Source organism: Haloarchaeobius salinus, assembly GCF_024464185.1.
GTDB lineage: Archaea > Halobacteriota > Halobacteria > Halobacteriales > Natrialbaceae > Haloarchaeobius > Haloarchaeobius salinus.
Genome location: NZ_JANHAU010000008.1, coordinates 60,316 through 84,429 on the forward strand (window position 1 = coordinate 60,316; position 24,114 = coordinate 84,429).

Consider the following 24,114-nt stretch of genomic DNA (forward strand, 5'->3'; position numbering starts at 1 on the left):
GCGTCGGGCCGAGTTCCCCCGGAAGCTGTGAGTGCGTCCAGTAGTTGGTGTTTCTCGCTCCCCGTCCCTGTCCCATCCGTTTTTCAACAATCCTACTCATTGAATGGGACTCTGTTTCCCGTTTTAGATCGCGGCCATCCTCCCAGTACGGCGATTGGCTCGAGGCAATTGTTCTCCATATTGAATAAGATATCGCATATTACCATTTGGAAACCATTATAATCCTTAATTAAGTTTATGGCCGTAGAGTGAGAGGTATGGTGTGGGATACCAAGACCCATGAACCCACAATGAAACGAGTACAACCCGACGACGGATACGTAACCGATACTCCCGACCGCTACACCTACGAAGAGGCTGAGGAACTAGACGAAGAGATTTTCGAACGCGGCGGAATCGACCGTCGGACATTCCTGAGCGTGGCCGCCGCGACCGGTGCCGCACTCGCCCTCCCGAGTACGGTATCCGCCGAAGTCACAGACGACAGAGTCACTGACCTCGCACAGTTTGCCATCAGCGCCACACCGGACGACTACGAAGTGACTGTTGTTATCGAGTTCGCAGACGTTACTGCCGTACAGGAGTTCTATGGAGAGTTCGGCGAACCAGACTGGGATATCGACGAAAACCTACGAGCTCCGAAAGCGGTCTATCGCGAAGAACCGACACCGGCCGCCCACGCCTGGCTTACCGAGGCTGAAGTTCAGTACGCCCTTGATGAGATGACCGGAATCGAACACGTGGATTTCTCACCGGGAGCCCATCCCTTCTGGAATCTCGAGGACTCCTATGGTGACTACGATGTCTATCCGGAATACATCGAAGAATTCGACGTCTTCCCGCCTGTCGAGGGGGCACGCGACTGGACATCACATCAGGAAACCGGCCAGGCACTTGACCACCTCGAGACCACGTATCCCGACATGGTCAATGTCGAACGTATCGGCCAGGGGCCGGGATGGGAAAACGTCTTCACTGGGGAAGACCCCGACCCACGTGACATCTACGTCGCCGAGTTGACCAACGATGTTCAGGACCGGGAAGCCTTCGCTGCGAAGGAAAAGTGCGTCTTCATCGTGGGAATCCACGGCAACGAGCGTGCCGGCGTCGAAGCCGGCAGCCGCATCATTGAACAGGCCGCCAAGGGCGAAGCGGAGGAGTTCAACACGCTCCTGGACGATATCGCCATCATCTACGTCTACATCAATCCGGACGGGTGGAGCCTGCGCGAACCACAGTACTACGGCCCGAACATCCTGTTCCACTACCGGGGGAACGCCTCTCTGGTGGATACGAACCGTCAGTACCCCACGATCGGGTGGGCGAATCCCGGATTCTGGCCCGCCGATGCGGGACGCGCACCGGACCCACGACCCGGCTACGACGTTGGCTACCAGGACGTCGTCCCGGACGCGCTGGCCACCGTCGGACACCTCAGAGGGTACGACAACGTCGAATATCTCTGTGACTACCACATGATGGGCTGGGCGAGCCAGATGGTGCTGAACCTCGAGTCCAACGCCGCCTACAACCACGACGGCACCCACAACCTGGACGAGGTCAACCGACGTATCACTTCCTCGATGGACGACTACTGGGGGGGTCCGGCAGCCATCGCGGACGACACCATCCGGGCAGGTGCAGACACAGCAGGCCTTTCGAATTACGTCCCTGACACGCTGATCGATTATGGCTCGATATACGACTCGCTTGGCTACAACATCACGGGCGGCCTGCTCGGCTGGGCGGGTCAGCCCGAAGCGTTCGGTGGCCTCGGTGCCATCACCGTCGCCCCCGAACTTGCAATGCGCGACTCGACGGACTGGCGGCCGTATATCGAGCGCCACCTCGAGACTGCCTACTACCTCTCCCAGCTAGAATTCGCCAGACTGTGTGCCGCCGATACGGATGCGACGGTAGCGACGGGCGACCAGGACACCGCGTACGTGACCACGGACGCACTGACGCGACGGTCGGCTGACCTCTCACACACCGACGAGAGCCCCGGAAAAGGCCGGGGACGGGGCCAGGAGCGTGCGACGGAAGTTCAACGACGGCATGAAACTGTCCACCCTGGCCCTGAAGGCAGTGCAAGGAAGACCACAGGTGGCGGTTCGCACTCGATAGCGGTGCAGTTCGATGCCGGGAGCGCCGAAGAGGGAGTCGTCAGTCTCCGCAACCCTGGCGGGCAGGTTGTCCGGGCGATCGACCTCGCCGAGAGCGACCAGACCAGTTTCTACGTCCCGAATCCTGGCAATGGAGACTGGTCGGTCGAGTTCGACGGTGAGGCCGATATCGAGGTCGAGTTCGTGACTATCGAGAGCGACGAGGAACATCCCAACCCCGAAGAGGCCTTCGGCTACCCACAGACCGAGTACGTCGTCAATCCGATGCAGTTCTTCCTCGACCTCGAGCCACAACTCGAATCCGGGAAGATGGACGGACTTCGCGTTCACGACGTCCGTGTTGGCCGGCTGATGCGTGGAAACTCCGGTCGCCGCCGCTACGACAAAGTCGTCATCTCCCATGACGAAGGGCGTGACGACGAACAGTACATTGCAGAGATCGAAGCCTTCGTCGATGCTGGCGGCGATCTCGTATTGACTGACACCGGGTTGTATCTCCTCGATTCCCTATCGGTCGGCGAAACAGAGGCGATTTCGGTGGATGATATCCAGACCGTGGAAGTCGGTATCGCGAACCTCGTGGACCGTGACTTCGACCACTACCTGTTGTCGGATATCAGGCCCCTGCAGCGGGAGATGTGGAAGAGTCCACAGGTGGGGTACGTTCCCAACACGAACGACCAACCGGCGACGATTCTCGACGATGACGCGTTCGCGGCTGCCGGCGGCGCTGCTGCTGGCCGGATGCAAGTAATCGAAGGGCCGTGGCGGGACGAGGAGATCGTCGCCGAGGGAGTTGCTGCCGGCTCACTCTCAGCTGGTGACGCAGAGATCAACCTCCTCGGTTCGGTCCTCCCACCGGCGAACCAGCGCGAACTCCATCCGTTCGGGATGGCTGACTACGCTGTCTCGTTCATGGGTCATACGATGCTCTGTAATGCACTCGGCTTCCAGCAACGTCGCTTCGTCGAGGGTGAACTCGTCGGAACGTGGGGAGAAGTCCGCTGAATCGGCTACTCGACCACTTCACAGTTTTTCTTCCTCTCCTTTCGAACCTCACTTTGGTCGATTTACGTACTCGTGAAAAAGTTCTGGTATACGGAGATCCTCTGGAATCTCATCTACCGTGTCTACGGTGGAGATACCGCCCCGGAACCGTTGGCACTCCATCGGTCACCGTGTATGAGGGTATTGCGCTCTCCAGAGAGATGAAATCCGCCAGCTCCGTCACCAACGTGTCAGAATGAGTACTATGGACACAACCCTGGTGAGAAATCAACCGGCTCAGTTACCCTGGACAGAGAGATTTTCGGCTTCGAGGGACTCAACGTACGGCTAGCCGCCGATTCAGATTACTGTCCAGGGTAAACATCGCCTGGGGGTTTCCGCTGGAACTGGTGTCCAGGGTAAAACCGCAAGCATGCGATACTGTCCAGGGTAACCGACTCTCAATTAACGACTAGTATAGAAGGGGGAGAACTCGTTTTCCCGCCAAGATCGAGAAAGTCGACAGGTTCGCAAACCATACGAAATATGAGTAGTATCCAGACACCGTTTCTGGCTGCTCGCGAGGAGGGTGGTCGAGCACGAATGGGAGCTGCGAAACACTGGTCGATGCGGCAGCGATTCCGGAGGCATTGCGGTCGCGAAAGCAGTCTACCAGCGTGAACTCCTCGCAAGTATCAGGACAGGTCGGTTGCTACTACTGGGTTTCTGGCAGGACGTACTCTGGATATATATCTTCCCGTCGTTGCGGTCCTCACTGTCGCTTTCTTCACCACCCCGGAACGAGACTACCCGAACTGGTCGGTCTAGGTAACCTACCGACCGCGAGCATAGAGGACTTGTGAAACGATGAATACAAACGCGGCAGAAAAGAAGATGCCCAGTATCTCGATCGCTAACTCGCCGACAGTCCAGTACTGATACGAGAGAACGAGAAAGCCAGCAACCAGTGCCGCTGTGAATCCGTTTCTGTAGCTCCTCGCCTTGTCGAGATCCAGGTCCGAATCCAAGACGGTTTCTGCGATTCCCATAGGTGAGAAGTATCACAGCCAAGAATAAATGTTGTTCCCAAAACACAACGTGGAATGCTCAGTTCGCGGGTTGTATACAGCAGCGACTTCGGTAACTACTCGATATGTATCAAGAACGGCGTGACCGATACAGACGAGGGATGGAACAACCACCGAGGAGGCCGCCATTCGTTTGTCAGCCGGCTCGAACCGTCACAGATACATGACGAGAGTCAGACCGACAGCAATCGCGTTGATGAGCCCGTGGATCAGGGCGACCACGATCAAGTTCTTCGTCCGTTCGTAGATCCCCCCGAGGATGATCCCCCCAGCAGCGATGCCGAGCAGCGCGAAGAAGACGCCGGAGGTGAGAAGGTCGGAGCCACCGATCCAGTAACTGGGAACGTGGCTGAGGGCGAATCCTAGCGAGGTGATCCCGATGGCGAGAGCGGGACCGAAGCTCTCGCGCAACCGTCCCTGGATAACGCCGCGGAACAGGAGTTCTTCGGCCGGGCCGATCAGAAGGAGATTGCCGACCAGTAGCAGGCCGTAGACCAATATCGGGTTCTCGACGGCCGCTGCCGTGGCAAAGTTTGTCGCCCCTTCGGCACCCAGAAGCGCGCCGATGACCTCGACGACAATCGCGGTGCCGAACGCGAGGACGATCCCGCCGACGATCCAGCCGACTTCTCGAAGGGTGGATCGGCGAAGTGGTGCATGGATCACTACCGGCCGATACCGGAGATACACGACGGCGATGACGATGTAGGAAACCGTGGCAAGTGCTCCCCCTACGAGGTATGTGAGTGTGAGATTTCCACCGTATCCAAACGCTGTCTGGAGGAGTTTGAATCCCTCAATGATGCCCTGTGTACTGAGTGCAGCCGCGCCGAGCAATCCGATTGCCACGAGGACCGTACGAACCTGGATCCTGGTAGCTGCGGACGGTGACGGCCGACTGGCGATGGTCGTCTTCACAATACTCTACATTACAATATGTTCGGAATGTTTATTAACTAGCGTGACACCCAGTCGCTCGCCGAGTGAGATCGTGGGGGCTGGCGGCACCCACTGGTCCTGTCACCGCCCGAATAAATGTCGGTTCCCCGGGAATGTGGCGACCTGTCGTTCGGCCCTCATATTGGCCACTTGCTCCTCTTCGTGGTAGTCTGAGTGTGATGACATACCCCGTTTTTAAACTGGAGTATTCGACCACGAAGTGGTGATGATGTATTTTGACGGCCGCTCAGTCACACAAAACAGCCGAATTGCTCCAGAGACGGTCTCGAAAGGGGATGACCGTCAGTTTTAATACCGGATGTAAAACATACTTTACTACCAGACGAGGGTCACGCTATGACGGCCGCCAACACAAACTCGAGACTTACACGCCAGCGGTATCGAGGGTTCGTATACGGGATTGGTGGGCTAGCGATACTCGGCCTACTCGCCGGATTTGTAGTTGATCAACACTTCGCTGGGGCACTTGTCTATCTGCTTGGAGCGTGGATTGCCGGTGGGATCGCTGTTCTCGCACCAATGTGGAGCGAGGCTACACTGCAGGATGAGCGAGACTGGGAGTTACACAACCGGGCCAGTGGTATCTTGATCGGCATCTCGATGGTCCTCGGCCTAAGTATCCTACCAGTCCTATACGTCCTCGAAGCGGGGAATCATCTAGAAATCACTGGTGTCGTCTCGGGTGTGGTCCTCACGTTCTCAGCACTCTTCCTGTTGTACGGTGTGTGTTTCGGAGTGGCCAAACGGCGTATCTAATCTATGCAGAACGATCTCACCAGGCGGCGTGAAGACGACGGTCTCAGCCAAGGCGAACTCGCCGACGCGCTCGATGTTACCCGCCAGACGATTAATGCGATCGAACGCGATCGATACAACCCATCACTGGAACTCGCATTCAAACTGGCTGCCCACTTCGACTGCAGTATCGAAGATATATTCGAACCGGAGCAGGACGAGTAACGCGCCGTGGTACTGTCGATCACAGACTGACTTTCAAAACCCGGACACGACGGAGGTACCTCTCAAAGAAGATCTGACGGGTGAATTCTCGGTCGGTGTTGTTTCTGTGGTTCCTGCACAGACGCATCAATCAACCCGCTCGCTCGCCGTGGATTCCATCAAACAGGGCTTCACTACATTTGATAGTCCCCGATGCGGTGAATCGCAACCCGATACGCGGCGGCGATACCGACAACACCACCGACAAGTACAGTCGTACTGATGATGGCCAGCGTTTCGACACCGATTTCGAGTCCGAAAGGAAGCCACCGTGAGAGGAGTACCGCACCAACCGCGCGCGCAGTCTCATCAGCGACGAACGCACCAGCGATGACGATCAGACTCAACGTCGCCGAGAAGAGACTGTACGCGCGTTTGCTTGGCGGCACCGCTCGTCGGGACCCATCGAAACTGACCGCGTCAAAGCGTGGGAACATGGAACCGATGCCGGCCGCCACAACCGCACTTCCAGTGACTGCAACGGCACTCGCAACTCCGAGCGCCCCCAACACAGGTAGAGAACTGCCAGCGAGAGAGCCTGCAGCGAGCGCCACCACTGCTGTCAGGGGGACACCGACGAGTGCTGCCGCGGTGACGTGCCCGTGAACGACATGTCGGCCGCGTGCCGGGGCCGTCAGCAGCGTCGGAAGGGTCGAACCCTGATTCCCCAGCGGGTTCAGCGGCAACACGGCCCCGGCAGCCCACGCACCGTACCAGACGACGAACCACGGCACGTACCAGGGAACCGAGCCGGTGGTCACAGCCCCCTCGATGAAGACGATCGCGGCCACCAGCGGCGGCGCGACGAACACGAACTGGAACGGCGAGCGGACTGCCCGACGAAGCGTCGTACTAGCCATGCCCCGCGTCGCAGGTGCTCGACAGACAACGGCAAGTACCGCATCGACACGCGAATCCGGGGCGGACGGCAGTTCCCGTCCCTCATCAGCACTCGTCCGGGCGGTATCAGCCAGCCACGCGTATCGGGCCGCTGGAACCGCAAGCACCGTTCCGCCAATAACGAGGATTGGTATGAGTCCGAGCAGGACGAGCGGGCCGGTCAGATCGACGCCAGCGTTCGGGGTCGTCGCGAGTGCGAGGTGTCCGAACCACGCGACCGGCGGGGACTGTAAGACTGGCTCCAGTCGCTCGACGACAGTCAGCAACTCGCCGGTGACGGAGAGTGAGACGTACGCAAGGCCGATTACGACGCCGAGAACTGTCGTGAGATGGCCGAGATTTTCCGAGCGACGAACGAATCCCTTGAGTGCGAACCCGATCGGGTATCCGACCGCTGCGGCCGTGGCTGGGATGCCAACCGCTGCGACGGTGATGCCGAGGAGCGGGAGGGGCGAGCCGGTCCCAGCGACCAGTCCTGCGCCAGCAGCAAGCCCGAGACCAATCGTGTACACCGAGAATTTGGCGGCAGCTGCGAGCAACAGCCCCCCGGCGACGTCGGCTACCGGGCGAATCGTGAGATACTGCCCGTCGTTATCGAGGTCGCCGTTGCTTCCGAACCCATCACCAACGAGCAGGACCGCCAGGAACACCCAGAGGACACTCGTCGCAGTCACGAGCCACGCTGGAAGTGCCTCGCCAGCGGCGAGCGCCGACCCGACAGATCGGGCAGCGTCGAACGTTTGTAAGAGGAAGAATACACTCATAATACCAACGAGGGCGGTGAAGACAAGCCAGAAGTCCTGATGTCTCACCCACCGGTAGCCACGAAGTAACTCGATTCGGGCGATCTCCCAGCTCTGACTCGGAGACGGGACAACACCCGTGAACGAACTGTGTTGGCGTGACCCGTGACTGCCGGTTCTAGCTGGCGTCGATGACGACGGTTCTGAAAGGCCAGTGGATTCCTCAGACATGTGGTTACCACTCCGAGCCGATGGCACCGCTGTCGGTCAGCTGTGACTGTCCAGAATCCGTGATGTCACGTTCGGCAGTGACCTCCAGGAAGGCGGTTTCGAGATCTGGTGACTCGTCCGCCTGGGATTTGAGCTCCGAGGGCGGGGCTTCTGCGACGAGCGTCCCGTCGTTGATGACGCCGATGGTGTCAGCGAGCTCATCGACGATCGGGAGGATGTGAGTCGACAGGAAAACCGTCATCTCGCGGGTGACGAGGTCAGCGATCGTGTCCCGAACAGTGCGTGCGGCACGGGGATCGAGGCCACTCGTCGGCTCGTCGAGGAACACCACGTCCGGGTCGTGGAACAGCGCCGCGATGATCCCGACTTTCTTGGTCATCCCAGTAGAGTACGATTCGATGCGTTTGTCGGCGTCAGCGAGCAGACCGAAGCGGTCGAGCAGCGTTTCGATCCGGCTGTCAGCCTCGTCGTCGGGGATCCCGTGGAGACGGGCGACGTGGCGGAGTTGTTCCCAGGCGGTTAATTCATCCAAGACAGGTGGCTCCGCTGGGAGATACCCGATTCGCTGCGTGAGGCGGGGGCGGTCTGTGATCGTAACGCCAGCGATTTGTGCAGTACCGGCTGTCGGTTCGGTAAGTGCGACAAGCATTCGCATCGTCGTCGTTTTCCCGGCCCCGTTCGGACCGAGGAAACCGTAGACGGTTCCCGGTGGAATCGAGAGGGAAAGGTCGTCAACGGCGTGTTCGGCACCGTACCGTTTCGTCAGTCCGTCCGCGATGATCGCGTGGTCGGTCATGACTCGATCACTCCCGGTATCGGTGTGTTGTGGTCGCTGGTGGAGGGCGACAGACTGGTCTGGGGGCTCGGTTCGGGGTGCGGCAGCATTCGTGGTCGGTCAAACATCGTGGTGTAAATACTCCTTTACAGTAAAGAGTATTTTACACCTCCAATTAAAACTACCGATGAACTTACCTATTTACTGGTCTCGCCCATCCGAACCATTCGAGGGAATGACACTGTACAGGTAGCACTTCCCCGACTTGCGTCGTCCGTCGAGCGATTGATTCGGTGGTTCTACCGCCCGAAAAACGGGAAATTAGTGAATACCCGACTAAAATAGCCGTGGGGTAGGCAGTCAGATCTATCGAGAGGGGTCGGATAATTGTTGGATAGAAAATTGGTCGGGGCGATCTGCGCTGACGCCATGCATCAATGGTTCGAACTCACCGGCCTCGGTCGGATCGACTAAAACCTCTCCCATCATCGCGTCTTCGACCTCGTGGAGTGGATGCGTCGATGCTTCACGCGCCTCAATGAGTTGCTCCATCGAGTCAGCCTCGAGATACCACACAAAGTAATTCGCGTCCGCAGCGTGCTCTATGAACAGCGAAATCGTGTGCAGTGATTCCTCCCCCCAAATCTCTTTGACGCCTTGTTCGTCGGCCACTGCCTCACCGTACAGGTCGTCAATCCACTCTCGAAGTTCGTCAGTTTTCCCGTCTTCGATCTCTTGTTTGCGAATGAATATCTCCGACATCGGCAACGAGATACAACCGCCCTCCCTAAAACACTCCTGTGAACTCAGTTTCGCAAAAGCACTAATTACGGAATAGCCGTACCCGACGTTTTTGATGGGCCGGCTGTCGAAACTCCCGGGGCTCCCGAAGAAGGGACGAACCGTGTGGTCGTTGCTTCGGCGTGCATTCCTGTGGGTCGCCAATCTCAATTTCTGGGTAATTGTCGGCGGGTTCATGCTCCTCGGTGTGGTGGCGATGGAAACGGAACCCTTAGATTCGTTTGCAGTCGTGTTCTTCCGTCTCGCTGGAGTCCTGCCGGTGATCTGTCAAACTATGTCGATTGCGACGACATCACCTGACGATTCGACCGCCACCCGAATACACACTCTCCCGAGACCCATTACCACCCCCCGACCGACGCCGCCACGACGGCCGCCGAGCCGTCCTGTATCGACGTGACCGGGGTGGCACCTGTCACTCGTGCCGCCCATGCGATGTGGCGAGCAGCGTACGAGAACGACGACGTCGACGTGGCTGAGCAGGATGAGACAGTACGAGCGCGGGCGGCTCCCGTCTTCGACTAGCAGCGTGTGACAGCAGAGCCCCGCCGGCAAGACTTCGGCTACGTCCTCAAAGTCGTAGTGGCCGTCGTCTGTGCCGACGAGACCTCGGTTGGGAAGTACCGTTCTGGAGGTGCGACGGCGATTTGGCACGCCGAGGCTGGGGATACGACTCGAGGATCCGTTGTTCGACTGATTTCGAACGGTTGGTCAGGCGACGTCTCTCTCGTCGATCCGGGACCAGTTTTCCAAGCCGACGCGGAGAGCGGCTTTGAGTGCGCCGAGGATGACGGGGCCGAAGAACAGTCCCATAATCCCGAACGCGTACGCCCCACCGAGGATACCCAGGAGAATAACGGCGGGATTGAGCTTCGCGTATCTGTCGACGGCGAATGGACGGAGGTAGTCGTCGGTGAGTCCAACGACGATGACGCTGTAGACGAATAATCCGAGAGCGAGCAGTGGTTCGTTCGTGAGATACAGGTAGACCACCGCCCCTCCCCAGACGGGGATCGCACCGACGAGCGGAACCATCGCGAGAACGATCATGACGGCCGTCCAGAACACCGCATTGGGAACGCCAGTGGCGACGAGTCCGACTCCGGCGACGACCCCCTGGACGATAGCGACGAAGACGTGTCCGAAGAGAACGCCCCACATCACGTCGTTGATCTCACCGTAGAGGTCTCGCTGGATGTCCATTGGGAGGGGGACCGTTCCGTGAAGCCAGTTGACCAGATCATCGCGGTCCTTGAGAAGGTAGTAGACGAGAAAGAGTGCCAACGCGATCCCGATGAGATGGAAGGTGATCGTCCCGAACGCTTGGGTCGACCGTTCGAATACGATCGTCCCGATTTCTCGCCCCGAGCCGACGAGTTCGCCTGCGATGTCAACCTCTTGTCCGGTGAGTTCCTCGATCCGGGATTCGACCACCGCTATCTGCACTGAGTCGGTGTCGAAGTCCTGGAGGATCTCGTCGGCACTATCCACGACCGTCGCAAGGATCGCCACGAACGGCGCGACGAATCCGGCAACTGCCAGAATCACGAGCGAGAGTGCGGCGACCATCGGCGACACGTACGCTTCGAGGCGGGTCTGCAGCGGATAGAGCACATAGGCGAGGAGGACGGCACCGAGGACGTACTGGAGAAACGGCTGGATCAGCATGGCCGATAGCACGAGGAGGGTAGCGACGAGGGCGAGAACAAACCCCTTGCTGAGGTTCATGACTGCGAATTTGTCGAGCGATGTGATAAAGGCCCCATATCAATTCATCTTCAGAACGCTCCGGCTGCCATTGCTATCAGGTTTATACGACGACGTGGCCCTGGGTCGTGAGTTCCTGCATGCCCTCATACAGCTGGTGCTCTCGAACTCGTCCTGAGCAGCCCGGACATGATCCTCCGTCACAGACTCAGATCCGTTTGCCTGGGCAAGTTCTCCAGCCTCCAGAAGAAGACGAATCGCCTGGCGTCAGATTCCGTATCCTGAGCAGTAAACGCGGCGCAAAGTGGAACGACGTCCTCCTCGAGGATGCCATCGTGGATTGCTTTCTCCGCCCGGGGCTTCAAAATTGATCGAGGCCGATCCCCCGCATCACTCCACGTTAGTCGAGGTGTTTGACAGACTCAAAACAGCACTCTGCCGAGTGCTGCTCCGACTCTCGTCGGAGCTACACGATCCGTCCGGTCACGCCGCTATCGACACCACGTTCCTCGACCGGGAACGTCTCGTCAACGCCGTGAACGCCAGGGTTTTCTCCCCACAGAAGGGTAGCAAGTTCTTCAGCGCTCACCTGCTTCAGTCGCCCAGTGTTTCGAGGTCATCGAGGGTCGGGAGGGCCGGGACGACGTCGAACTCTGTCGTCGTCACTGCCCCCGCGCGACAGCCGTACCGAACCGCTTCGACTGTCGATGCCCCGTCGGCCAGCGCGACGGCGAACCCGGCGTTGAACGCGTCCCCCGCCCCTGTCGTGTCGACGACGTCGACCGTGGGCGTCGGAACGTGCGTTTGGCCGTCCGCGTCCCGGACAATGGCACCATCTCCTCCTTGAGTCGTGACGACGGTGCGGACACCCAGTTCCAGCAGGTCCGCGCCCACATCGACGTCCTCGTCCGGCGACCGCCCGGCGAGCACACGCGCCTCGCTCTCGTTTGGCGTCAAGTAGTCGACGTTCCGAAGCACATCCATCGGGAGTTCACGGGCCGGTGCAGGGTTCAACACGACATCGAGCCCACATTCGGCGGCGGTCTCGACGGCGGCCCGAACCGCGTCGTCGTCGACCTCGAGTTGGACGAGCAGAACGTCGCAGTCGTCGATTCGGTCCGCCGCGTCGGCTACCTGCTCGCGGCCGAGGTGGTAGTTCGCACCGGGGACCACTGCGATCTCGTTCTCGCCGTCGTCGTCGACCAGGACAGTCCCGACGCCAGTATGCGTCTCGACCTGTGAGACTGCGCTGGCGTCGACGCCCTCGCGGTCCCAGAGGTCGAACGCGTCCGCGGCGTATGCGTCACGGCCGACACAGCCAATGAAGACCGTATCAGCACCGAGTCTGGCCGCGCCGATTGCCTGGTTCGACCCCTTCCCGCCGGGTACTTCCCTGTAGGTCGACCCGGTGACGGTCTCACCGGGGACCGGGAACCGGGGGACCTCCGTGACGAGACCGACGTTGTAGCTGCCGACGACGGCGATCGCGGGCTCAGTACTCCCCATCTCCCCGTCCCCCCTCGACGATCGCGACGCCACTAGAGGAACCGAGGAGTTCCGCACCAGCATCCAGTAGTTCGTTTGCATCATCGAGCGTCCGGATGCCGCCGCTCGCCTTCACGCCGACGTGCTCGGGTGCGCGCTCGGCGAGGAACTCGACGCGCTCGACGGTCGCTTTGCCGCCTTCGCCCCACCCGCTCGAGGTCTTGATGTAGTCGAAGCCCGCCTCGATCGCGAGTTCGGTGATGCGCTCGGACTCGGCCTCGTCGAGCGCGCCGAGTTCCAGCATCGCCTTGCAGACGGCGTTACCGGACGCCTCGACGACCAGTTCCATCTCCTCGCGGAGCTGCTCGTCCATACCGGACTTGAGATAACCGATGTTCGGCATCACGTCCACCTCCTCGGCACCCGCCGCGACGGCGTCACGAACGGCAGCCGCCTTCGCGATCCGATTGTCCCCACCCATGGGGAACCCGGCGGCCGAGCAGACGGTCACGTCGGTCCCCTCGAGCCGTTCCCGCGCAAGCGAGACCCAGCAGGGCAACACCATCGCACCGTCGAACCCGTACTCGACGCACTCGTCGCAGAGTTCGACGATCCTGTCACGATCGGCAGTCGGCCCTACTTCCGTGTGTTGAATCGTCGAGGCAATCTCGTCCGCGGTTCTGTCCATGTAGCCACGTGACCGCACGTGATGATAAAACGAGTGGGGACTGCACTTCGTCTGCGAAGTCGAGATCGTGGGTGCTGAAGCACCCGGTGAGAAGGCCGTCGGTGTTGACATCGAGATCACCAACTTCGCCGCGTTCGCCTACGATGACGGACACAGCGAGCTGTATCCGCTGAATTGTCTGAAGCCGGACGACGACGACATCACCAAACGCATCGCTCGCTGTGACGACTCGGACTCCGAGCTAGTCACGCGGTTGAATCGGAAGCAGTCACACTCCGGTAAGACGGCGCAGCCGTCGCGTAATACCGAGTGAATCCGGAGTGTACGGCGGGTTTTCCCCTCACGGAGGGATAGAGCAACAACCGGGGTGCGCGCAAGGGGAGAGATCCTCTAGTCGTCGTCGGCCGGCCCCTTCGTCATACCCCCTGATCGGCTCCCGGTGATACTGTCGACCGTCGTGGACACGCTCTTGTCGCTGTCGACAAGTTCTGCACTCACCTCAAGCAGGCCATCGTCGTCGATCTCAAACGTCACAGCGATGGTCGGACGGCCACTCTCCGTCTCCGGGATGTCCTCGACGTACCAGTCCTTCAGCTTCTCGTTCGAGTAGAGGTTCTCCACGTCCTCGCCCTGGTAGACGTGGACCGGGATCTGTTCGGGGTCGTCGGCGGTCGGCACGTACCGTTCCGTGGCGGTGGCCGGCAGTTCGGACCCCTCCTCGATGAGGATGTCCATGCGTGCACCGACCAGGTCAGTGCCGAGCGACCGCGAAAGGATCTTCTTCTTGCCGAATCCTGTGGGATGCTTCCCGCCTTCTTCACCACCGCTACCGAGTTCTCCGGGGTGTTCGAGGCCGATGTGGTCCTCCCGGTCGTCCTTCGTATCCAAGACCTCATCACAGTACGGGCACGCGATGCCGTCGTCCGGGTCGTGCGTCGAGAGGTGGTCGTTGAGGTCGTCGAAGTAGTCGAACCCTTGCGGGCACTCCGGGCAGACGTACTTCTCGTCGATGCCGTCCTCGAGGTCGGCGACGATGGCGGCACCCTTCGCGACCACCTTGGCGAGGTCGTTGGTCTTCGTCGGCTCGAACCCGAAGAAGTCAGTGAGCTGTTCCTGCACCGCTGGGATCTTCGACGACCCACCGACGAGGAGGACCGTGTCGACGTCCTCGGCCTTCAGGTCGGCCTTCTCGAGGGCGTCCTCGACGGGGTCGATGGCGCGGTCGAGCAGCCCGGACGTGGCGGACTCGAATTCGGAGCGACGCAGGACGCGTTCGGTGATACCGACGACCTCGTCGTCGATCTGACCGAGGAGGGGTGCGCTGATCTCGGTCTTCTCGCGCCCGGAGAGGTCGATCTTGGCCTGTTCCGCTTCGGCGCGGAGGCTCTCTCTGGCTTCGGGGTCCGAGCGCAGGTCGATGCCGTTGTTCTGTTCGAACTCGTCGGCCAACAGGTCCATGATTGCCTCGGTGAAGTCGATGCCACCGAGGGTGGTGTCGCCGCTGGTCGCGAGGATGTCGAAGCTGTTGCCCTCGACGTCCATCACCGAGATGTCGAGGGTTCCACCACCGAAGTCGTAGACGAACACCGTCTCGTCCATCTCCTGGTCGAACCCGTGACCGATGGCGGCGGCAGTCGGTTCGTGGAGGAGGTCGATCTCGTCGAACCCGGCGAGTTCGGCGGCCTCCCTGACGGCTCCCTTCTGGTCGACGGTGAAGTATGCTGGCACCGTGATGTGGGCACCCGAGATGTCGTCCTCGAACTCCTCGACATCGTCCTTCAGCTGCTTGAGGATCTCTGCCGAAACTTCAGCCGGCGTGTACTCCTCTCCGTCGATTGCGTACACGTGGTCGTCGCCCATCCGGCGCTTGGCGTCGGTGACGATGCGGTCGCTCTGTTCTTTCTGCTTGTTCTTGGCCGGCTTCCCCACGAGAACATCGTCGTCTCGATAGTACACCACTGACGGGGTCAGTCGGTCACCGGCGTTGTTCTGTAACAGCGTCGGGTCGTCGGCTTCGACAACCGCGACACCACTGCGAGTCGTCCCGAGGTCGATTCCTAAGTAGCTCATCGACAGTCGAACAATGGGACAGGGCCATCAACGGTCTGACTCCGACTGACATCCGAGTGAATCGAGGAGGAGAAACCGCGAGTGGAGAACTAGTCGTCTGGGTCGTACTTCGCTTTCGAGACGGCGATGTTCCCGCCCGTGGCTTCGGCGTCCGCCAGCCGCTTCCGGAGGACGGCCGCGAGTTGTTTCCAGCCGCGGTCGTGTTCGATGCTGTCGATGCGGGCCTCGATGGTTGCTTTCTCGACCGCTGGGTCGATGATGTCCGTCGTGACGTCGCCACTCAGGCGCTCTTTCTCGATGTCCAGACGCTTCGTCGGGTCGTCCTCGTATCGGACCTCGACTGCCGTCGAGGCCAACACGGCGTCGTCCTCCACGAAGAGCTCGGCCATCGGGTAGACCATGCCGGTGGACTTGTGACCGCCGAGCACCTCGACAGTGAGCCGAATGCGTTCCCCGGCGGTGAGCTTCGGGAGGTCGACGACAGCGGTGCTTTCGTCAGTCGAGACCGGTTCCGAAGTCGCCTGCGGTTCGGTGAGGTACGCCGGCTCGCCGGGGGCGATTCTGAAGCCGTCGGCGAACTCGAAGCGGAGCTGGGGGTTGGGTGCCACGGTGTCTCGGGCATCCTGGGCTTTGTCGTGGAGGAACGACTCGATGTCACGTGGCGCTTCCAGATGCTCGGCCGACCCACCAGTTCGATTCGTGAGCGCCAGGAGGACGTCTTCGTTGTAGGACCGACCGATTCCTCCTGCACTGATGGTGATCCCTTTCGAATCCAGCGTGTCGGCCTGCTGTCTGAACTCGTCAAGGTCGCGGCGGTCCATCCCGTCGGACAGGAGGACGATATCCGTGCTCACGACGCCGTCGCCGCCCTCCGTGAACTGCTGGGCTGCGGTCTGGATTGCGCGCTTGATGTTCGTCCCGCCGCCGGCGTCCAATGCACCGTCGTACCCCGGGCCCGGCGTGCCGGTGACCGTGCTCTCGATCTGGTCCTGGTCTGCGTTCCCCCACTCGGTCATCGGCACCAAGACGTCGGGCCGGGAGTCGAACGCGATGATGCTGAGCTTGTCGTCCTCGTGCATCTCGCCCAGGAGCTTCGCGACGCCCTGACGGGCCAGCTCGATCTTCGCAGACGTGTCGTCGACGAACGCGACGTCCTTCGACATCGACCCGCTCACGTCGACTACGACGGCGATGTGACGTTTCGTCGGCTGTTGTTTGTCGGTCGGGGTGATCGTTGCCGCGAGCGTCGTCCGGCCGCTGCCGGCTGGGAGCGCTTGGCTCAGTTCGGCGTCTATTTCTACGCTCATGCACGCTGGTGTTCGGACTGGTCGTGCAAGGTGACTGCTCACATCTCACCCAGAGTCGAGTTTAAATACCGTTTACCACGTCGGCATCGAATCCAGCGCCCCAGTCACCCAGCGATCGGCCCAAAAATAGCGGTGGTCGGTTCAGCGAGCCCCGTACCGAGGGCGATCACAACCCTTCGGCCCAGGGCACCGTTCCGTGGTTACTCGCGCTTTGCGGCGATGACTTTCGCTTCCTGTAACGGGTAGCCGTCGATCTCGAAGCCGGGGGATTCGACACGGATGATACAGCCTGGGGGAACGGCAGTCGTCTCCTCGCGCGGTCCCGCCAGTGCATGGCGGAGGTCGTCGACCTCGTCCCCAGGGTCCGGATCGATCTTGTCGATGGCACCGGCGGTGAACTGTTGGTCGAACTTCGTGACGACTGCTTCGAGCATCGCGGCCTGATCGTCGTCGAACTCGTTGTACTCGATGGCACGGGTCAACGTGTCGCGGACCCGGAGCATGCGCTCGCCGAGTTGTTCGACAGCCTCCTTCCGGAGGAGCTCGTGTTCGCGCGTGTTCTTTTGTCGATACTCGTCGACTGTCGTCTCGAGGGTCTCGAGCTGAGTCTGGAGCACCGAGACCTCCTCAGCGAGAGCGCCGGTTCCACTGGTCGCGTCGTTCCGCCGGTCGTTGGACGCTACCGACTCCTCCCCACGGTCGTCACGGGGTGACGGGTGTGCATCCGACGTGGGATCTGATTCGGCGCGGTCATCTGCCCCGGTATCGGACCCTTCGAGTGACTCGAGTTTCGGTTCCGAGTCGGGGTCCGGGCCGGAATCGGTGTCCTGCTCGTCCTCGATATCCGTTTCCTGCGAGTTCTCGGTTGGAGTGGACGGCGTGCTCGGGGTTCGATCGGTGGGATCCGGCGTGGGACTGGGTGGTGAGGCATCGGGCTCGGGAGTCTGGGTGACGCCCTGGCCCGTGGGAGAGCCCGCTCCGGTTGGTTCCTGCTCCGAGTCCGTAGCACGTTCCCGGTCGTTGCCCTCTTCGGGTGACTGGTCGGGGTGCTGTGCCTCCTCAGATTGGGCCTGTGAGGTGGTGTTACTGTCCGGGTTGAGGTCGCTCGACGGGGTGGCACCGGGCGTCCCCTCAGTACTCGTCTCGTGTTTCGACTTCCCGGGGACGGCGTCCGCGTCCCTCGACGACTCGGGCGAGTCCGAGCCGGCAGCTCCCGTCGAGTCCGTCGGTCCCTCCTCGTTCTCGTCATCGGCGTCGCTGGGATGATGCTCGGTGGGGTGGTCCTGCGACCCGGTGGCCTTGACGGGTGATTCGCCGTCCGTGCTGGAGCCTCCATCGGGGGCGTCAGTAGGAACGCCAGCGTCGTGCATCCGCGTCTGGAGGTCCTCGATCTTGTCGGTGAGCGCTTTCTGCTGTTCGTCGGATGTGGCCATGGCCCTGTCGACTTTCAGTTGGGCGAGTCGCTGTCGCCATTTGTCGCCGTCGATGCTCCGCTCCCCCCCGTCACCGGGCGGTGCCTGCTGGTCGACACGCTCTGTGGATTCCGGTGCCTGGGTGTCGGCTTGTTCAGTCTCGTCGTCGGTCGTCGATTCGGTGCGGTCCGGCTCGGTTGAGTTACGTCGGTGTTCGGACATTGTGTCTCTCGTTTCGGATCGGGATTCTGGGTGGTCGGTCAGTCAGTGCCACTCGCTCTTGCTTTCGTCGTGGAGCGCGCCAGCAACGATGAGGCGGCATCGTCCACGGAGTTTCAGGTCTGGTGGCGGCACGATATCGCGGATGTACTGTGTGGACTCGCCGGCCGCGAGCGTTCGAGGACCGTCACCCAGCCAGGAACGCTCAACGATTGTGCCGTTCCGGCGTTCGAACAGGAAGCGGATTTGGACATCCTCGGCGGGTGCGCCCCCGAAGTTTGCAACGTGCACGGTGACGGTCACCCCGGTCTCCGTGCTGGGGGTGGCGTCCCACTGGTGGACGAGTATCGGCGTGTCGCTCGGACGGTGTACGTTCACGGGTGACCCTTGGAACTGTGGGTCAAGCTCGCCGACGTCCCAGCCGGTTGTGGTCGTCTCGACGGTGAAGAACTGGGTCTCTTGGTGGGTCACGCTGGCTCCGCGAGCCCAGTCACACGCGATGCCAGCAACCATGTGGTGGTGGGCTGGAAGGACCAGCATCGCCGTTTCGTAGCCGAGCGTCTCCAGCAGGGCACACAGCAGTAACGTCCCGTCCTCGCAGTCGCCTCGTTGATGCACCAACGTCTCGATCGGGTACTTCGGGTAGGCCTCGTGGCCCGTGTCCTCGCGGTCGCGAGTGTACTCGAGGCTCTGGACGAATCGCACACAGCTGGTGACTGTGTCTCGCGCGGTCGCTCCGGGCGTGGTCTCCTCGATGTCCTCGGCGACAGTGGCGATGAACGGCTCCTGGAGCGGGTCGACGACGTACTGTCTGTAGTCGCCGGTGCGGGCGCGATTCACGCAGTAGTCGTACGTGCCAACGGGGATCGAGAGCGTCAACTCTCGACGCTGGTCGGCGTGTCCCCAGTGGAAGCTCCGACTGTACTCGGCGTCGGTCGACACCGGTTTCGCTGCGGCGGCCCAGCCGTCGAACCCGTCTGCCCAGCCTCGAGTCGACCGCCCACCGTCTGCTCGACAGGCAGTACGCTCGCGGCCGTGTCGCGGCGAGGGGTGATCTCGCGGGTCGTTGCTCGGAGTGTTATCAGGCATCAGTCGAGTCTGACCTTCTGAGTTGCGAACTCGTCGGTGAGCGTTTCGACCCCGTATCTGTCGAGGGCGCGCTTCGCTTCGAGGTACTTGGCGACCGCCTGGACGTTGTCGCGGAGTGCGGCCCACCGGTCACAGGGGACGGCATACACGACGCCGTCGTTCCTGAATCGCACCACGACGCCCGGGTCCTCTCTGTCGCCCGTCGTGGCGGGCGGGCCGGCAGTTGCTCCGGAAGCGGTCTCGATGGCGATTAACTCCGCGCCGGCCAACCGGTCGACTTGGGTGACGACGTTCCCGAAGGCGCGCTCCAACGAGACCTGGAAATGGTGTGGATACGGTTCGCGGTTGTCGGGTGGTGTTCGGTCGAAAGATTCGGGCCAGTCGAGTGACATGCGATTCCGTTCGCGATGAAGGGAGTGCGTTAGCAAGGTGATTGGGCCGATGCAGTTACGACCCACGTGACGCCGCACGAGGGCGACGACAGAACTAACTATGCCTTGCCCTGGCCTCCCCGCTACGAGCTTGCTGGCTAGCGAAGCGGCGAGGGCAGTCGAGCGCCCGGTTCGATCGCCAGGAGGTCGTTTCGTCTGTCACGGCGGTTGCGGTCGAGGGTCGCGCAGCCGTCGTTCGATGGCCGCGAGCGCCGTCAGGAGGCCATCGGCTGCCGGATTCCACTGGCCGTAGTCCGGCTCGAAGGCAACCCAGTTCTCGGACGGCCACGCTCGGGTAGGTTGCATGGCCTGGGTCTGCTGGCCGTGGTACCGCATGCCCGCTGGAACCGCGACTGACGGTGGCGTGTTCGGATACGATGCTGGAAGCTCGAAGCGGATTGCGCCGACTCGGGTTCCGTCCGTCGTTTGCCAGCCGTCGGGGAACCTGAAGTGCCCGATCTCTACGAAGCTGGAGTCTTGGACATCGTAGGTGAGTTGCGTGTTGGCTCGTTCTCGCAACACGCTCGCAAGCTCGGCGATGTCCGCGAGAACACGTCCGGAGGTCATCAGCGGAAGACATAGTTGTCTGAGAGCGGGTAGAGTTCCAGGGTGGATTGCGGCTCGACGTGGTCGGCCACGATGGCGTCGTCGTCGAGAACCCGTATTGTCTGGTCGTCTCTGTACACGAGTGCATGGTCATCGTTGCAACCGACTCGCCGTTTGAGGTCTGCGACGGTTGTGTCGTCGGTGATGTTGAACGTCTCGTCGTCGATCGATATTGGGACTTTCATGGTCTCATCGGTTGGGTGTGTTGTTGGTTTGGGTAGGGAGAGACAGCAGGATCTGTTGCTCCACCTGCCCTGTGAACGGCCAACCGGTGCGTTGTCTGGATGGTGTTGGCCGTCACGACTGCTCTAGGCACGGGCCAGGTACTGGATGTGTTTCCGACCGTGAGCCGACCGAATGACGGTGGCCGAGTGTTGTGCCGTGCGACGTGCCCAGGTTGTTTTTCCGTTGGCTGACGGGAATCGACAGCGGGCGGTGTGATATGCCTCGCTGCACCGGAACAGACGGGTTGGCGTATCAGCCCGGATAATTGGGTTGCGTGCGGTATCATTCTGACCTCGATTCAAATCCGACCGCTCGCCGAGGTGGAGAGCTGCCAGCGCTCCGGGCCCGGCCCGGTAGTGTTGCCGTGTTTTCATAAATTACTTATTCCAGCCACTTGCGGGAGGTGTCATGGGAATCGTTCGTACGTGTGATCGGGCCGATGACTGAATCGAGCGACCACTCTCTTCTCACTCCGGGTGGCGCACTCTGGGACTGGCAGACGTTCACGCCGAGCCCCTACCGGAACCAGTTCTGGAAACGAGCGTTCGGGAACCCAAAGAAACGAGATACCTACCTCTCGCTTCAAGCCGCACGGAAGGTCGTGCTCCGCAAAGGCGAGGTTGCGGATAGAGTGCTCTCGTTCCCCAGTTTCCAGGATAGGGAAGACGTGTCAGGCGGCGACCTTTCTGATGCCGGGCACTTCGAGCCCACACTCCAGCATGGCGGTGCGTACACGGTTCCGAAGGTCAATCGACCGGGCGATCCACTACTCGTTCGGATTCCCGCTGTGCTCGATTGGCTCGTGGACCCATTCCACGCGCCGGTCGACCCGATCGTCGCCCGGGTCGTCGCGTATATCAACGACAAGACCAGCGACTGGTCGTACGACCCCGGGTTCAAGGCGACCCATCGACCGCTGAAGGCGTACTGGTACGCAAAGACCGCTGATTTCTACGACCTGGAGGTGGACTCGAGTGAGGATGAGCGATTCACGGATGAGATCCCTCTGAGTGGCCTTCCGACGGTCGAATTCGAGGAGTTCCGACCGTATGAAGCCGAGGAGCTCTCCGGGACGATGAAAGGCTTCACAATCAAAGGCAGTATCCGTGGTGACCTGACCGTCACGAACGAATATGGGCTCAACAACGCGTTACTCATGTTGTGTTCGAATGTCGCGGTCGAGTCGACCGATCGAAAGCCCACGAACACAGTGGACTTCACCGACGTGAGCGAGGGCGGGGATGTCGACTGGACGCCGGTATACACGGAGGAGACCAGTACGTCCGAGACAGTGATTCGATTCGAGTACGAGCTCAAGCCACGGGTGAGTATGTGATGGTGTTACATGCACTTTCACAAGTCTCCGAACACGAGTATACACCAATGCAACCAACGCACACCCCACACTCTCCCAGCCCCACTGCAACGCAAAGGGGGCCCTTAGGGGACGGTGATCGCGAATGATCCGAGCGATTGCCCCGGGACTCGTACGGACCTGGACAGCGATCATCCAGAGCTACGACGGCATCGGCGAATCCGAGGCGCGGATGCTGGCCACGAGAATCGCAGGCGACCCGGAACTCGACACCATGCGGGTGACAACGGCAAACGACGTCGACGAGGTCATCGACGTCGCTGAGTCAGTCATCGAACAGCTCGACCTGACGGGCCCCCTTGCGGCGACCGAAGACGAACCGGCTCTCCGAGCGGAGCTCACGACGACCCTTCGGGCAGACATCGAACAACGAATGACCGACGACGGAGAACAGGACCCGTCGGTGACTGCCCAGCCCAGCAGAACGGGAGCCCTCGGGAGCACGGCCACGGCGAAAGAATCATCGGACACCCAGCGACCGTCGAACGCCGTTGAACTCTACGAGTTCATCCAGGAGTCAGACCTCGCCATCGACGACGTCGAAGCCGTCCTGGCCGACCTCAAGAACGCCGAGGACACATGAGCGACGACGGGCGAGAGAGGTATCGATTCGGGCTTGCAGCGACCTCGATCGCCGACAGCGATAGTGGATCAGGCAGCGGCTACGAACACTGGTTCGAGAACCAGCAGTTCGCGGCGCTCGCTCGGCCGAGTGACAGCACGTTCCAGATCACCATCGACCCCGGCGATCTCGAGTCGATGGCGCGGCTCCAGATCGTGTCGTTCCGGGAGGAGTTACTCCACGGTCGCCGGCAACGGTTCGGTTTGATGCGGAACGTCCGGCTCCTCAAACGGGACGCTGGCCGATCAGTGTACGATGCACTCGAGGGCAGACACGACCCCGGCGACGCGCTCGCGACGGCACGGGCGTACTACGATACCATCGAAACGCTGTTCGACCAGGTCCGGTACCCGCTCGAGCAGGTGGATAAGTTCCTCGCGTACTCCCTGTTGGAAGACGACGCCCACATTCAGGACGAGATCGATGTGCTGGTGGCTGATAGGGACGCTCCGGCCAGCGCCCGACGGACGATCGAGCAAGCTGTCGAGTCCGTCGACCTCGACGCACAGACACCAGACTCAGCGGACCACATCTATGCGGAGCTGGTGTCGATTGCCAGCGAGTACAACCGGCTGACGGCAGAGGCAGTTGCGAACGCGGCGTTAGACATCCCGTATCTCGTCGCCCCAGTCACGCGGGCGGCGTTCGAGACGCAACCGGTCGAGGAGATAGATATCGATAGCAGGCTGGACCAGGCGGTGGAGGCACTCTCGGAGTTGGAGAGACGGGACCGGCTCGCGAACCCGGCATCGACCACGCGCTCTCGCCTCTTTGACGAACTAAAGGGGGTGATGAACGAACCGTCGGCGCAAGGGCAGGCGAGTACCCTCCGTGAGATACCACTTCCGCTGCTCGACCTGCCGCTCAGGGCGACGCAGTCGGACGATGGCGAACAACGGAGCTGGCAGCTATGGGAAGAGCATAGCGACCCGTTGAGTCGGCTCGTCCACGGTGGGTTCTCGTTCCCGGGAGGATTCGGTGGCGCAGTCTATCAACTCCCCGATGGGGCGAGACGGTGGCTGGTGAACCCAGCAATCCGGAATCAGCCTGTCGAATGGCGGGGGGACACGTGGCAGTACCATCGAGTGTGGCAGCACGCGTATGTCCTCGATAGTATCATCCGCCAACTCCTCTCGACCCCGACGCGGATCGAATGTCCACTGTGCAGGCAGACGACTGGTGGGCGCTGCGGCGTCGATGGCTGTGGCGCGAGCATGTACATCGACAACGCTCGGTTGCTCGGCGCACGGCACGCGGTCTAAGATATC

General features: G+C 61.0%; 21 protein-coding genes and 5 pseudogenes. 9 read left to right on the top strand and 17 right to left on the bottom strand.

The genetic code is table 11. The annotated features are described in order from the left end of the window. Positions 1–290 precede the first annotated feature (290 nt). Entirely contained in the window at positions 291–3,134 is a 2,844-nt protein-coding gene (locus tag NO345_RS18965; RefSeq protein WP_368407901.1) for a M14 family zinc carboxypeptidase, read from the top strand. Between the two features lie 812 nt (positions 3,135–3,946). On the opposite strand, the gene NO345_RS18970 is transcribed toward NO345_RS18965, so the two are convergent. Both NO345_RS18970 and NO345_RS19930 read right to left on the bottom strand, forming a co-directional pair. Further along, positions 3,947–4,162: a hypothetical protein gene (locus NO345_RS18970; RefSeq protein WP_256301889.1), complete on the bottom strand. Its 216-nt coding sequence runs from the start codon at positions 4,160–4,162 to the stop codon at positions 3,947–3,949. A 192-nt stretch (positions 4,163–4,354) separates the two neighbouring features. Beyond that, positions 4,355–5,119, bottom strand: a complete 765-nt coding sequence (locus NO345_RS19930) for a CPBP family intramembrane glutamic endopeptidase (protein WP_256301891.1) — start codon at positions 5,117–5,119, stop codon at positions 4,355–4,357. Positions 5,120–5,497: 378 nt separating this feature from the next. Here NO345_RS19930 and NO345_RS18980 point away from each other — a divergent pair, with 378 nt between their 5' ends. Together NO345_RS18980 and NO345_RS18985 are read left to right on the top strand one after the other, a co-directional pair. Beyond that, positions 5,498–5,917: a DUF2178 domain-containing protein gene (locus tag NO345_RS18980; RefSeq protein WP_256301893.1), complete on the top strand. Its 420-nt coding sequence runs from the start codon at positions 5,498–5,500 to the stop codon at positions 5,915–5,917. Positions 5,918–5,920: 3 nt separating this feature from the next. Beyond that, positions 5,921–6,121 carry a helix-turn-helix transcriptional regulator gene (locus NO345_RS18985; RefSeq protein ID WP_256301895.1) on the top strand — a complete coding sequence of 67 codons (201 nt, stop codon included), beginning with the start codon at positions 5,921–5,923 and terminating at the stop codon, positions 6,119–6,121. 173 nt (positions 6,122–6,294) lie between these two features. Here the strand turns inward: NO345_RS18985 and NO345_RS18990 are convergent, their stop codons facing one another. From NO345_RS18990 to NO345_RS19000, 3 genes are all read right to left on the bottom strand, one after another. Next, positions 6,295–8,034 (bottom strand): hypothetical protein, encoded by a 1,740-nt coding sequence (locus NO345_RS18990; protein ID WP_256301897.1) that lies wholly within the window; start codon positions 8,032–8,034, stop codon positions 6,295–6,297. Positions 8,035–8,038: 4 nt separating this feature from the next. Next, positions 8,039–8,830, bottom strand: a complete 792-nt coding sequence (locus NO345_RS18995; RefSeq protein ID WP_256301899.1) for an ABC transporter ATP-binding protein — start codon at positions 8,828–8,830, stop codon at positions 8,039–8,041. A 345-nt stretch (positions 8,831–9,175) separates the two neighbouring features. Beyond that, positions 9,176–9,571, bottom strand: a complete 396-nt coding sequence (locus tag NO345_RS19000; RefSeq protein WP_256301901.1) for a DUF6176 family protein — start codon at positions 9,569–9,571, stop codon at positions 9,176–9,178. A gap of 273 nt (positions 9,572–9,844) precedes the next feature. On the opposite strand from NO345_RS19000, the pseudogene NO345_RS19935 reads away from it, so the two are divergent. After that, positions 9,845–10,081: pseudogene (locus tag NO345_RS19935) on the top strand (hypothetical protein); the annotation flags it as partial. On the opposite strand, the pseudogene NO345_RS19005 reads toward NO345_RS19935, so the two are convergent. The 3 genes and pseudogenes from NO345_RS19005 to NO345_RS19940 form a co-directional block, all read right to left on the bottom strand. Continuing rightward, positions 10,073–10,168 (bottom strand): annotated as a pseudogene (locus tag NO345_RS19005) (transcriptional regulator TrmB); the annotation flags it as partial. The pseudogenes NO345_RS19935 and NO345_RS19005 overlap by 9 nt on opposite strands. 153 nt (positions 10,169–10,321) lie before the next feature. After that, positions 10,322–11,338 (bottom strand): AI-2E family transporter, encoded by a 1,017-nt coding sequence (locus NO345_RS19010; protein WP_256301903.1) that lies wholly within the window; start codon positions 11,336–11,338, stop codon positions 10,322–10,324. Between the two features lie 85 nt (positions 11,339–11,423). Next, positions 11,424–11,691: pseudogene (locus NO345_RS19940) on the bottom strand (cell division control protein Cdc6); the annotation flags it as partial. Here NO345_RS19940 and NO345_RS19015 point away from each other — a divergent pair. After that, a pseudogene (locus NO345_RS19015) lies at positions 11,685–11,837 on the top strand (IS5/IS1182 family transposase); the annotation flags it as partial. The pseudogenes NO345_RS19940 and NO345_RS19015 overlap by 7 nt on opposite strands. Positions 11,838–11,911: 74 nt before the next feature. Here the strand turns inward: NO345_RS19015 and rbsK are convergent. Continuing rightward, the gene (gene rbsK / locus NO345_RS19020; RefSeq protein ID WP_256301905.1) at positions 11,912–12,823 is read right to left on the bottom strand and encodes a ribokinase; all 912 of its coding nucleotides are present in this window, start codon (positions 12,821–12,823) and stop codon (positions 11,912–11,914) included. Continuing rightward, positions 12,810–13,490, bottom strand: coding sequence for a deoxyribose-phosphate aldolase (gene deoC / locus NO345_RS19025; RefSeq protein ID WP_256301907.1), 681 nt, complete (start codon positions 13,488–13,490; stop codon positions 12,810–12,812). The genes rbsK and deoC overlap by 14 nt, the downstream gene beginning before the upstream one ends. A 28-nt stretch (positions 13,491–13,518) precedes the next feature. Here deoC and NO345_RS19030 point away from each other — a divergent pair. After that, positions 13,519–13,761, top strand: a pseudogene (locus NO345_RS19030) (transposase); the annotation flags it as partial. Between the two features lie 119 nt (positions 13,762–13,880). On the opposite strand, the gene NO345_RS19035 reads toward NO345_RS19030, so the two are convergent. The 7 genes from NO345_RS19035 to NO345_RS19065 form a co-directional block, all read right to left on the bottom strand. After that, complete coding sequence (locus NO345_RS19035) at positions 13,881–15,560, bottom strand: Hsp70 family protein (protein ID WP_256301911.1); 1,680 nt, start codon at positions 15,558–15,560, stop codon at positions 13,881–13,883. Positions 15,561–15,649: 89 nt separating this feature from the next. Continuing rightward, complete coding sequence (locus tag NO345_RS19040) at positions 15,650–16,867, bottom strand: vWA domain-containing protein (RefSeq protein ID WP_256301913.1); 1,218 nt, start codon at positions 16,865–16,867, stop codon at positions 15,650–15,652. A 200-nt stretch (positions 16,868–17,067) separates the two neighbouring features. After that, positions 17,068–18,501, bottom strand: a complete 1,434-nt coding sequence (locus NO345_RS19045) for a nucleotide exchange factor GrpE (RefSeq protein ID WP_256301915.1) — start codon at positions 18,499–18,501, stop codon at positions 17,068–17,070. A 42-nt stretch (positions 18,502–18,543) separates the two neighbouring features. Then, the gene (locus NO345_RS19050) at positions 18,544–19,440 is read right to left on the bottom strand and encodes a hypothetical protein (RefSeq protein WP_256301917.1); all 897 of its coding nucleotides are present in this window, start codon (positions 19,438–19,440) and stop codon (positions 18,544–18,546) included. Positions 19,441–19,586: 146 nt separating this feature from the next. Then, positions 19,587–19,979: a hypothetical protein gene (locus tag NO345_RS19055; RefSeq protein ID WP_256301919.1), complete on the bottom strand. Its 393-nt coding sequence runs from the start codon at positions 19,977–19,979 to the stop codon at positions 19,587–19,589. A 198-nt stretch (positions 19,980–20,177) separates the two neighbouring features. Next, positions 20,178–20,585 (bottom strand): hypothetical protein, encoded by a 408-nt coding sequence (locus tag NO345_RS19060; RefSeq protein ID WP_256301921.1) that lies wholly within the window; start codon positions 20,583–20,585, stop codon positions 20,178–20,180. Then, positions 20,585–20,809 carry a ubiquitin family protein gene (locus NO345_RS19065; protein ID WP_256301923.1) on the bottom strand — a complete coding sequence of 75 codons (225 nt, stop codon included), beginning with the start codon at positions 20,807–20,809 and terminating at the stop codon, positions 20,585–20,587. Before NO345_RS19065 ends, NO345_RS19060 begins: the two co-directional genes overlap by 1 nt. 479 nt (positions 20,810–21,288) lie before the next feature. Here NO345_RS19065 and NO345_RS19070 point away from each other — a divergent pair, with 479 nt between their 5' ends. The 3 genes from NO345_RS19070 (at position 21,289) to NO345_RS19080 (ending at position 24,108) form a co-directional block, all read left to right on the top strand. Then, positions 21,289–22,185, top strand: coding sequence for a hypothetical protein (locus NO345_RS19070; protein WP_256301924.1), 897 nt, complete (start codon positions 21,289–21,291; stop codon positions 22,183–22,185). A gap of 211 nt (positions 22,186–22,396) precedes the next feature. Beyond that, on the top strand, positions 22,397–22,807 hold the full coding sequence (locus NO345_RS19075; protein WP_256301926.1) for a hypothetical protein: 411 nt from the start codon (positions 22,397–22,399) through the stop codon (positions 22,805–22,807). After that, on the top strand, positions 22,804–24,108 hold the full coding sequence (locus NO345_RS19080) for a hypothetical protein (protein ID WP_256301928.1): 1,305 nt from the start codon (positions 22,804–22,806) through the stop codon (positions 24,106–24,108). Before NO345_RS19075 ends, NO345_RS19080 begins: the two co-directional genes overlap by 4 nt. Positions 24,109–24,114: the final 6 nt, after the last annotated feature.